Genomic DNA, 2278 nt, shown 5'->3' on the forward strand with positions numbered 1-2278 from the left:
CTGGCCGTCCACCAGCGGGAGGTGGACCATGTGGCCCGTCGTGGTCTGCCCTCGGTCGCGTACGCGCTCACCCAACGGGGTCGGGCACGCGCAGGGTGGGTGGCGCTCGCCGGGAACCACGTGCTCATCGACAGCGGCGGTGTCGTGGTGGCCCTGTGCCACCTCCGGCAGGGCAGCGTCGTGGTCGGCCCCGGTCAGCGCGTCGGCGTGGGCGAGGTGCTCGGGCAGTGCGGGAACTCCGGCAACAGCACCGAGCCGCACCTCCACGTCCAGGCGATCGACGGTCCTCGGGTCGAGGACGCGCGGGCGGTGCCCCTGGCATTCAGGGGTGGTCTGCCGCGCAGTGGGGAGGTCGTCGATGTCCCCCCTCGCTCCGGCAGGGGCTGACAGAGTCGTGGGGCCCACGCCTTGCGGCGCGGGCCCCACGACCCATGTCTGGGAGGGTGTCAGGAAGCGCGACGCGCGCGGGCGGCGCGGCGCTTGAGGGAGCGACGCTCCTCCTCGCTCATGCCACCCCAGACACCGGAGTCCTGATTGTTGTCGATGGCCCACTGCAGGCAGACCGTCTGTACGGAGCAGGTGCGGCACACGGCCTTGGCCTCGGCGGCCTGGGCGATCGCCGGTCCGGTGTTTCCGATGGGGAAGAACAGCTCGGGATCGACACTCAAACAGGCTGCCTTGCTCCGCCAATCCATTCCAAGGTCTCCATTCAGTGGTGCCGGGAGGTGAACATCTCCCGACATGAAAGAAAGCAACTCGACGAACAACGGTGTCCAGTTTGGGTCACGAGCGCTGGGGCGGCAAGAGTCGATCGACACATGTTCGGTCATTCCCGTGTGCAAAGCGTCACGTCACAGCGGATTCGGCTCCCGGAGCGGGTCGGTGGTCACCCACGGAGTTGGTGGTGGGCGGGATCACGGTGACCGGCGGCGTCGCTGGTGGCACGGTCGGGGGGCCCGGACGGCACCGCGTGGGTGTCCCCGGGGCGGGTGGTGGACCCCGCGCCCGGGGTCGGCCCGGCGGGGTCGGCCCAGCGGCGTCGGCTCAGCGGCGTCGGCCCGGCGGGGTCGGCCCAGCGGCGTCGGCTCAGCGGGGGAGCACGATGCGGGTGAGGGAACCCGCGTGCGCGACGACGCCGGAGTGCCCGTCCCATTCCATGGCGCGCAGCGCGGGCGCGGGCCGGTGCGCGCCCACCTCCAGCAGGCGGATCAGTTCCGGGGAGGGATCGAGTGCCAGCACCGCGCGCCCACGGAGCGATCCGAGGGCCGGCCACTGGTCGGGGCGCAGCAGGGTGATCCCGGGACGGTGCGTGCCGGCCTGCCCGTCCCCGCGCTCCCCGTTCCCGCCCTGCCCGTCCCCGTGCTTCCCGTTCCCGCCCGAGTCGGGTTCCACCCGCTCGCGCGTGCCGGTGGCGTCACCGGTGCGCGGTGCAGGGGGGCCGGTCCAGCCGGTCCCCGCAGCGGTCGCGCAGGCCTCCAGACGCACGAGGGCGGGTCCGGGATCCGCCGCGACGACCACCCATTCGAGGTCGGGGGGCATGTGCAGCGGCGAGAGATCGGCGCCCGCCCACCCCAGGGACGAGTCCGGGAGCTCCCACCCGGGTTCGGGTCCCACGCGGACGCACCACGTCCCCGCTCCCACCTCCGCGCGCACCGGGGAGGGCATCACCAGGGGGACCTGGCAGAGGAGCGGGTGGGCCGGGTCCTCACCGAAGCCGAGCGCCTGCACCCGACCGGGGTTCATGGAGGTGGGCGTGTCCGCCCGCAGCCCCGCGCGCAGCGCCTCCTCACCGTTCCCGACGAGGACGAGGCGGTGGGGAGGGCGCAGGGCCGTCCCGGTACCGCCCCCGTCAAGGCGCGCGACCGAGACGATGGTCAACCCCTGCCTGTCGGCCCGGGCCAGCACGCGTGCCCACAGTGCCCGACCGTGGCCGGGACCGAGGGCGTGGTCGAGCGAGTCCAGCATCCCCACCGTGTCCGTGACGACCAGAACCGCCGGGGTGTGCGCGAGGATCCCCTCGAGGAGCATGGCGACGGCCCCGCCCTCGTCCGGTCCGATCCAGGATCCGCAGTCGGGGGGACGCAGGGAGCGGTCCGCGGGTGTGCAGGCGTGGAGGGGCACTGCGCGTCGGCCGGCGATGCGTGCGGCGAGGCAGAGCGCCATCGTCTCCATCTCCGCAGCTCGGTGACCCGCTCCCTCGATCCCGATCGCACCGCGTCGCCAGGTCAGGGGGGCGTCCCCGCCCCGGGTGATCCTGTCGGCCAGGGCCACGGGAATC

General features: G+C 73.6%; 3 protein-coding genes. 1 reads left to right on the forward strand and 2 read right to left on the reverse strand.

Annotated features, from left to right (window positions below):
• Window positions 1–387: M23 family metallopeptidase (locus TA90_RS12225; RefSeq protein ID WP_043536866.1), on the forward strand; the 387-nt coding region annotated here is incomplete at its 5' end.
• 59 nt (window positions 388–446) lie between these two features.
• Here the strand turns inward: TA90_RS12225 and TA90_RS12230 are convergent.
• Together TA90_RS12230 and TA90_RS15320 are read right to left on the reverse strand one after the other, a co-directional pair.
• On the reverse strand, window positions 447–695 hold the full coding sequence (locus TA90_RS12230; RefSeq protein WP_043536868.1) for a WhiB family transcriptional regulator: 249 nt from the start codon (window positions 693–695) through the stop codon (window positions 447–449).
• A gap of 391 nt (window positions 696–1086) precedes the next feature.
• Window positions 1087–2278 (reverse strand): hypothetical protein (locus TA90_RS15320; RefSeq protein ID WP_197067904.1); only part of this gene is annotated, 1192 nt, incomplete at its 5' end.

It is taken from the genome of Actinomyces polynesiensis (genome assembly GCF_000820725.1).
Taxonomy (GTDB): domain Bacteria; phylum Actinomycetota; class Actinomycetes; order Actinomycetales; family Actinomycetaceae; genus Pauljensenia; species Pauljensenia polynesiensis.